Origin of the sequence: Candidatus Marithrix sp. Canyon 246, from assembly GCF_001723685.1 — a bacterium.
GTDB lineage: Bacteria > Pseudomonadota > Gammaproteobacteria > Beggiatoales > Beggiatoaceae > Marithrix.
This window is the reverse complement of the sequence record NZ_MCBX01000001.1, coordinates 159859-167500: the sequence shown is the minus strand read 5'-3', so window position 1 is coordinate 167500 and position 7642 is coordinate 159859. Positions and strand designations below refer to the sequence as shown.

Annotated in this window: 7 protein-coding genes, 1 tRNA gene and 2 rRNA genes (1 of these 10 cut by a window edge); 6 read left to right on the top strand and 4 right to left on the bottom strand. The window is 36.7% G+C overall.

What is annotated here, in order from left to right; genetic code table 11:
• Nucleotides 1-1612: ribosomal RNA gene (locus BHU68_RS00790) — 23S ribosomal RNA — on the top strand (it extends 1288 nt beyond the left edge of the window).
• 92 nt (nucleotides 1613-1704) lie between these two features.
• Nucleotides 1705-1820: ribosomal RNA gene (rrf, locus tag BHU68_RS00785) — 5S ribosomal RNA — on the top strand.
• A 99-nt stretch (nucleotides 1821-1919) separates the two neighbouring features.
• On the opposite strand, the gene BHU68_RS00780 is transcribed toward rrf, so the two are convergent.
• Nucleotides 1920-3209: an ATP-binding response regulator gene (locus BHU68_RS00780; protein ID WP_069469951.1), complete on the bottom strand. Its 1290-nt coding sequence runs from the start codon at nucleotides 3207-3209 to the stop codon at nucleotides 1920-1922.
• A 102-nt stretch (nucleotides 3210-3311) separates the two neighbouring features.
• Between BHU68_RS00780 and BHU68_RS00775 the strand changes: the two genes are divergently transcribed.
• Both BHU68_RS00775 and gmk read left to right on the top strand, forming a co-directional pair.
• Nucleotides 3312-4175, top strand: a complete 864-nt coding sequence (locus BHU68_RS00775; protein WP_069469952.1) for a YicC/YloC family endoribonuclease — start codon at nucleotides 3312-3314, stop codon at nucleotides 4173-4175.
• Nucleotides 4176-4184: 9 nt separating this feature from the next.
• Complete coding sequence (gmk, locus tag BHU68_RS00770) at nucleotides 4185-4739, top strand: guanylate kinase (RefSeq protein WP_069469953.1); 555 nt, start codon at nucleotides 4185-4187, stop codon at nucleotides 4737-4739.
• Here gmk and queA read toward each other — a convergent pair.
• A complete protein-coding gene (gene queA / locus BHU68_RS00765) occupies nucleotides 4723-5748 on the bottom strand; it encodes a tRNA preQ1(34) S-adenosylmethionine ribosyltransferase-isomerase QueA (RefSeq protein ID WP_069469954.1) in 1026 nt (341 codons plus the stop codon). The two genes, gmk and queA, sit on opposite strands and share 17 nt — an antisense overlap.
• 56 nt (nucleotides 5749-5804) lie before the next feature.
• On the opposite strand from queA, the gene BHU68_RS00760 reads away from it, so the two are divergent.
• Together BHU68_RS00760 and BHU68_RS00755 are read left to right on the top strand one after the other, a co-directional pair.
• Nucleotides 5805-5888, top strand: a tRNA-Leu gene (locus tag BHU68_RS00760).
• 108 nt (nucleotides 5889-5996) lie between these two features.
• Nucleotides 5997-6674 (top strand): DUF6901 family protein, encoded by a 678-nt coding sequence (locus BHU68_RS00755; protein WP_069469955.1) that lies wholly within the window; start codon nucleotides 5997-5999, stop codon nucleotides 6672-6674.
• Here BHU68_RS00755 and BHU68_RS00750 read toward each other — a convergent pair.
• Both BHU68_RS00750 and BHU68_RS00745 read right to left on the bottom strand, forming a co-directional pair.
• The gene (locus tag BHU68_RS00750; RefSeq protein WP_083234111.1) at nucleotides 6654-7181 is read right to left on the bottom strand and encodes a YqeG family HAD IIIA-type phosphatase; all 528 of its coding nucleotides are present in this window, start codon (nucleotides 7179-7181) and stop codon (nucleotides 6654-6656) included. The two genes, BHU68_RS00755 and BHU68_RS00750, sit on opposite strands and share 21 nt — an antisense overlap.
• Before the next feature lie 39 nt (nucleotides 7182-7220).
• Nucleotides 7221-7637: a hypothetical protein gene (locus tag BHU68_RS00745; protein WP_069469957.1), complete on the bottom strand. Its 417-nt coding sequence runs from the start codon at nucleotides 7635-7637 to the stop codon at nucleotides 7221-7223.
• Between the last annotated feature and the right edge of the window lie 5 nt (nucleotides 7638-7642).

Below are 7642 nucleotides of genomic sequence, written 5' to 3'. Positions count from 1 at the left end.
GCCGAAAGTCCAAGGTTTCCTAGCGCAACGTTAATCGGCGCAGGGTGAGTCGGCCCCTAAGGCGAGGCAGAAATGCGTAGTCGATGGGAAACAGGTTAATATTCCTGTACTTTGTATCATTGCGATGGGGGGACGGAGAAGGCTAAACCATCCAGAGATTGGTTGTTCTGGTTCAAGGTTGTAGACAGAATACTTAGGTAAATCCGGGTGTTTAATGTCGAGAACTGATAACGAGGCTCTCTTTGTAGAGCTGAAGTGGTTGATGCCATGCTTCCAAGAAAAGCCTCTAAGCTTCAGATGATATGAAACCGTACTCCAAACCGACACAGGTGGACAGGGTGAGAATCCTAAGGCGCTTGAGAGAACTCGGGTGAAGGAACTAGGCAAAATAGCACCGTAACTTCGGGAGAAGGTGTGCCCTTGGTATGTGAAGAAATTTACTTTCTGAGCAGAAGAGGGTTGCAATAACCAGGTGGCTGCGACTGTTTATTAAAAACATAGCACTCTGCAAACACGAAAGTGGACGTATAGGGTGTGACGCCTGCCCGGTGCCGGAAGGTTAATTGATGGGGTTAGCGTAAGCGAAGCTCTTGATCGAAGCCCCGGTAAACGGCGGCCGTAACTATAACGGTCCTAAGGTAGCGAAATTCCTTGTCGGGTAAGTTCCGACCTGCACGAATGGCGTAACGATGGCCACACTGTCTCCACCCGAGACTCAGCGAAATTGAATTTGCTGTTAAGATGCAGTATACCTGCGGCTAGACGGAAAGACCCCGTGAACCTTTACTATAGCTTTACACTGGACTTTGAATTTGCCTGTGTAGGATAGGTGGGAGGCTTTGAAGCGATAACGCTAGTTTTCGTGGAGCCACCCTTGAAATACCACCCTGGCACGTTTGAGGTTCTAACTTAGACCCGTTATCCGGGTTGAGGACAGTGTATGGTGGGTAGTTTGACTGGGGCGGTCTCCTCCTAAAAAGTAACGGAGGAGTGCGAAGGTACCCTCAGCACGGTCGGAAATCGTGCATTGAGTGCAAAGGCATAAGGGTGCTTAACTGCGAGACAGACACGTCGAGCAGGTACGAAAGTAGGTCTTAGTGATCCGGTGGTTCTGTATGGAAGGGCCATCGCTCAACGGATAAAAGGTACTCCGGGGATAACAGGCTGATTCCTCCCAAGAGTTCATATCGACGGGGGAGTTTGGCACCTCGATGTCGGCTCATCACATCCTGGGGCTGTAGTTGGTCCCAAGGGTATGGCTGTTCGCCATTTAAAGTGGTACGCGAGCTGGGTTTAGAACGTCGTGAGACAGTTCGGTCCCTATCTGCCGTAGGCGTTGGAAATTTGAGAAGAGCTGCTCCTAGTACGAGAGGACCGGAGTGGACGTACCCCTGGTGTTCCAGTTATCATACCAATGGTATTGCTGGGTAGCTATGTACGGACGGGATAACCGCTGAAAGCATCTAAGCGGGAAGCCTCCTTCAAGATTAGATTTCCCGATCCTTTAAGGATCCTCAAGGTCCGTTGAAGACTACGACGTTGATAGGCTGGGTGTGGAAGTACAGTAATGTATGAAGCTAACCAGTACTAATTGACCGTGAGGCTTGATCCTATAACACCCAAAGGATTTTGTGTTATAATGAATGTAATAAGATCAATTTTCCTAATATTTTTAGTTGGTATTTAAACCAACATACCGTTTTTTCTGGCGGCCATAGCAAGTGTGAACCACCCGATTCCATCTCGAACTCGGAAGTGAAACCACTTAGCGCCGATGATAGTATGGGGTCTCCCCATGTGAAAGTAGGACACTGCCAGAAATTCAAATTCAACCTCCATCAGTATGTACTGATGGAGGTTTTTTATTGCCTGTAGAAAATTAGACCTGTCAGGTTTTAAAAACCTGACAGGTCTTTTCACTAGAGTAATGAGTTAATATTATTAGCTAAAGTATTTAAATTTAAAGGTTTAGTTAAATACATATTTGCTCCTGCTTCTAAAGTACGTTCTTTGTCACCGGGAATGATAAGTGCTGTAATAGCAATAATTGGTATTGTTTTATTATGTTTTCTAATTTGACGAATAGCTTCTAGCCCATCCATAGTTGGCATTTGAAGATCCATTAAAATAATATTTGGTTGTACTTCTTTGGTTTTTTCAATAGCCTGAATTCCATTTGCTGCGATGAAGATATGATCTGCTTTAATTTTTAGAAAGTCAGATAATATGTTGATAATTTTAGGATTATCATCTACTACTAAAAGAGTAGCTTTAGAAATGGCTTGTTGTGATTGTTTAGTATTATCTGGAATAATGTTTTTCCAAGGTAAAGAGACAGTGAATCGACTACCTTGATCTATTTTACTTTCTACAGAGATACTGCCGCCATGTAATTCAGTTAAGCGATAAACTAAGGATAATCCTAAACCAGTTCCTTCATGCGCTCTACTTAAGCCTCCATCAATTTGTACAAATGGTTTGAATAGAAAATCCATATCTTGTTCAGCAATTCCCATCCCAGTGTCTGAAACAGTAATATTAACAATATTTTGTTCAGCATCACCTGTAATTTCTAATGTGATTGTTCCTCCTTTAGGAGTAAATTTAACTGCATTACTTAATAAATTAAGTAAAATTTGTTTTAGATAACGTTCATCAGCTTGAATGATATTGACTTGATTGTCATAATTTGATAAAGTTTTTAAACGTTTTGTGATTGCTAATTGTCTAATTAGACGTAAACATACCTTAGCAACACTGGGAACAGATACAGGTATGATATCTAGTTTTACCTTACCTGCTTCAATTTTTGCTAAGTCAAGAATGTCATTAATTAGAGATAATAAATGACGACCACTTTCTTCAATGGTGTGAACTGATTTGATTTGTTTTGCATCAAGATTACCATAGATACCTTCTTGTAACATTTCTGACATTCCTAAAATTGCATTTAGTGGTGTACGCAATTCGTGACTCATATTTGCAAGAAATTCATCTTTAAGACGAGCAGCACGGGCTAATTCTGCATTGGCTGTGGTTAATTCAGCAGTACGTTCTTTATATAATGTTTCTAATGCTTCTATTTGTTGTTGTAAGGTGTGATGAATTATAATTACAGTGATGAGGATAGCAATAGTTAAAATTAAGGATATGATAGAGCTAATATGTAGAAAATAGTTTGCTATAGTCAATATAGCTATTAGAAACATAGAAGTAATATATAGCTTCGAGAAGCGGTTCAAAAAATGTTTTGATATAGTGGTGGTTTGTCTCATTTTTACCTATTTAGTTTAATTACAAAGGAAGATTTTATGATTTGCAGTATGACTGCATTTGCACGTTTTGATCAACAAGAAACTTGGGGTCAGATATGTTGGGAATTACGTTCAGTTAATCATCGTTATTTAGATATTTGTATTCGTCTTCCTGATGATTGTCGTCGTTTAGAAATTAAAATACGTGAACATATTCAGCAATACCTGAAACGCGGTAAAGTGGATTGTACTTTATATTTTCAAATGAATCAAAATGAAAATGTAAAATTACATATTAATAAAACATTAGCACAACAATTATGCGAAGCTACAGAAGAGATCAATAAAATTACTGGTAGTAGTGATTTACCTAATGCTTTAGACATATTACGTTGGCCGGGGGTATTAGAAACTGAGACGGTGGATGTTAATACTATTTCTGAGACTATAATCATGGTTTTTCAGAAAGCTTTAGAGCAGTTAATAGGACATAGAGAACGCGAAGGTGCGCAATTAGCAGGGTTTATTGAACAACGCTGTGTGGCAATTTTAGATCAGGTAAGGGAAATTAGTAATGAATTACCAATGATTTTACAGGCTCAACGCGAACGTTTAGAAACACGTTTAACTGAATTAGTTGAAGTAAATAGTGAGCGGCTAGAACAAGAAATGATAGTTTTAGCGCAAAAAATGGATATTGCAGAGGAACTGGATCGTATAAAAACTCATATTGTAGAAATACGGAAAATTTTAAGTGAGAACAAGGTTGTGGGCCGACGTTTAGATTTTTTAGTGCAAGAATTACATCGTGAGGCTAATACTTTGGGGGCAAAATCTAATCATATTAATACTTCTCATCATGCTATTGAATTAAAGGTGTTGATTGAACAAATGCGTGAACAAACGCAAAATATCGAATAAGGAAAAGTGGTGAGTAAAGGAACTTTATATATTATATCTGCACCATCTGGTGCTGGTAAAACGAGTTTGGTTAAAGCATTAATAGAATCTATTGATGATCTTACTGTATCGGTATCACATACTACACGTAAAGCGCGTGATGGGGAACAGGATGGAGTGAATTATCATTTTATCGCTGAGAGTGAGTTTAAGCAGATGTTAAAGGATGATTTGTTTTTAGAATCTGCTCAGGTTTTTGAGAATTATTATGGTACTTCAAAACCAGAGGTGATGAAGTGTTTAAATGATGGTATAGATGTTATTTTAGAGATTGATTGGCAAGGCGCGGAGACTGTTCGCCGCTTAATGCCAGATATTGTTAGTATTTTTATTTTACCACCTTCAGGAGCGGTTTTAGAAGAGCGTTTACGTAGCAGATCTACAGATCGTGATGATGTAATAGCTAGACGTTTGAGTGGTGCAGCTGAGGAAATCAGTCATTGTCTTGATTTTGATTATTTAGTTATAAATGATGATTTTTCAGTTGCATTAAAAAAATTAGAATCTATTATTGCAAGTTCATAAACATGGCATCGCCATAACTGAAAAAACGATATTGTTGAGCAACTGCATGACGATAAGCGGCTAAAACTTGTTTTTGCCCTGCAAAGGCAGAAACTAACATTAATAGAGTGGATTCTGGTAGATGAAAATTGGTTAATAGTGCATCAACGCTTTGAAATTTATAACCGGGAGTTATAAATAAGCGTGTTTCTCCTTGATAAGGTTTGATAATGCCATTATCAGTAGCGGTTTCTAAGGCACGAACACTGGTTGTACCAACGGCAATTACACGCCCACCGCGAGCGCGTGTGGCTTGAATTTGTTCACATACTTGTTGACTGACTTGTAAATATTCGGCGTGCATAGTATGTTGGCTGATGTCATTTACTCGTATTGGTGAGAAAGTTCCTGCTCCTACATGTAAGGTGATAAATGTGGTTTCTATCCCCATATTTTGAATTTGTTTGATCATAGCTGTATCAAAATGTAATCCAGCAGTTGGCGCGGCAACTGCACCTAGTTTAGAAGCATAAATTGTTTGATAGCGTTGTTTGTCTATAGGTGTATCAGTTCTTTTGATATATGGTGGTAAAGGAATATGTCCTATTTCTGGTAAAATTTCATAAACAGAACGTGTGTCATGAAATTCTAATTTAAAAAAATTGTCTAATTGTTGCAAAACTGTCACTTTAATGTCAGCATCAAGATATAAATCGGTATTAGGTTTTGGTGTTTTGCTGGCGCGTATTTGTGCTAATATTTGATTTTTATTGAGTATGCGTTCGAGTAATATTTCAATTTTACCTCCAGAAGCTTTATGTCCAAAGATTCGAGCTGGTATAACGCGAGTATTGTTAAATACTAATAAATCTTTGGGATTTAATAATTGTGGAAATTCAAGGAATGAAAGATCTTTGAATTTGTTAGTATCTGGATCAATAAATAGTAATTTACTACTGGTTCTTGATGTGGGTGGATGTTGAGCAATTAAGTTGTCAGGTAAATCAAATGTAAAATCAGTACGTTGCATTTTTGAAAAAAGTGTTGATTTTTTAATGAATAATTTGTTATAATAGTTAGATTAATGCCGGGGTGGCGAAACTGGTAGACGCGCCAGATTCAAAATCTGGTGGTGGCAACACCGTGTCGGTTCGAGTCCGACCCTCGGTAGTAAACTTCCATGTACATTTCTCATGATTCTCTTCAAATAATGGCATAAAATTCGCGTTTAATTATTCATTATTTCTGATAAAGTCTTTTTTCATATCAATTTTTAGTATGTTTATTGAATATACCTTTACCATGAATGATGGAAAGGTTTTAGAGTATTTTGTTAATTTTGAGAGATCTCGTCAAGCTATTTTAGATAAAAATTTATATCCAGCTTGGACAGAATTAGGTTTTCATCAATGTTCTAATTGTCCTTTAAAACAGGATGAATATTCACATTGTCCTGTTGCCATTGATTCTTATGATATAATTTTAGGGTTTAAAGAGATTCTTTCTTGTAAAGAAGTTGATATTCATGTCAGAACTCCAGAACGTGAATATTTTAAACGTACTGATGCTCAAACTGGTTTGAGAGCTTTAATTGGATTTGTGATGGCGAGTAGTACATGTCCTTTATTATCTCATTTACGTGGTATGGCGTTTTATCATTTGCCATTTGCTTCTCTTGATGAAACTGTTTTTCGTATGGCTTCATCTTATTTGTTGGATCAATATTATACTTATCAAAAAGATGGTGATTTTGATTTAGAATTTGTGGGTTTGAAGCAACGTTTTAAGGAAGTTCAAACTTTGAATTATCATTTTTTAGAACGTATTCGTGCTGCTTGTGATGCTGATTCTAATTTAAATGTGTTGGCTACTTTGTTTACTATTTCTTCAATGTTATCTTTGTCGTTAGAGAAGCATTTAAAAGATATGGAATATTTATTTCATAAAACCGTATAATTGTATTATACCACGTTCTAAAAATCTTAAGCTGTTAAAGAATAGTGTTAATTTATAAGGTTTAGTAATATAAGTTACTGGTACTTTTGCAATGCAAGCAGCTAAACATCCTGTTAATAAGCGATCATCAAATAGCATCAGTTTTTGATTGTTTGTACCTGTTAATGCAATTATTTTGTTTAATCCATCTGGATAGGGTTTTTTTTTGACTTGGGTTATGAAGTCAATTCCATAAGATTTAAAATAATCAATACGTTTTTGCATTGGTTTATTTGATAGTATAAATATATTTTTGGCACCAAAAACTTTAATTGATTGATTTAACCAATTATCTAATTCTTGGTTAGGATAAGTTTCTCCATGAGCGGCTAATACGCCATCAAAGTCAAGTGCTAATATTTCAATTCCTTGTTGTTTTAAGCTGGCTGGTGATATTTTATGTAGTTGAACATTGGGTTGGGTGCGACGATAAATATCTAATAAAGCAGCGCGATATTTATACGTCATTATGAATGAATAATATATGCGTTTGAGTAATGGCATGGTTTAATTAATCGCAGAATACCATTTTGAGCCAAATAGTCCACCTTCTTTAGCTTTCCAGCCATTTGTTTCCATAATGTTTTTGAGTCTTCTTTTTAGTTCTGGTTCTGGCATTTTGCCTTTAGTTAGTTTTTTGAATATTGTGAGCGCGTCTTCAAATTCTTTTTTATCGACTTTACCGTCACTTGCAAAGGTTTCTAAGGTGTCTTTAACATGATCTTCAGTTTGTCGTTCTAATACCAATCCTTTTTCTGTTACTACTTGTTGTATTAGCGATAAGCTTTCTTCTACGCTGATTTCATTTTTTATACCCACTTCAACAATACGTTTTTCTTCTTGACGATCAATATATTGATCATCAAAAGCTTGACCTTTAATAAATTCAATAAATTGTTGTCTTATTTCTTCTGATACAGTCATGTTAT

Excerpts from the sequence above, each read along its gene's own strand:
- BHU68_RS00780 (WP_069469951.1), bottom strand. The coding sequence starts at position 3,209 with ATGTTTCTAATAGCTATATTGACTATAGCAAACTATTTTCTACATATT.
- BHU68_RS00775 (WP_069469952.1), top strand. The coding sequence starts at position 3,312 with ATGATTTGCAGTATGACTGCATTTGCACGTTTTGATCAACAAGAAACT.
- queA (WP_069469954.1), bottom strand. The coding sequence starts at position 5,748 with ATGCAACGTACTGATTTTACATTTGATTTACCTGACAACTTAATTGCT.
- BHU68_RS00755 (WP_069469955.1), top strand. The coding sequence starts at position 5,997 with ATGTTTATTGAATATACCTTTACCATGAATGATGGAAAGGTTTTAGAG.
- BHU68_RS00750 (WP_083234111.1), bottom strand. The coding sequence starts at position 7,181 with ATGACGTATAAATATCGCGCTGCTTTATTAGATATTTATCGTCGCACC.
- BHU68_RS00745 (WP_069469957.1), bottom strand. The coding sequence starts at position 7,637 with ATGACTGTATCAGAAGAAATAAGACAACAATTTATTGAATTTATTAAA.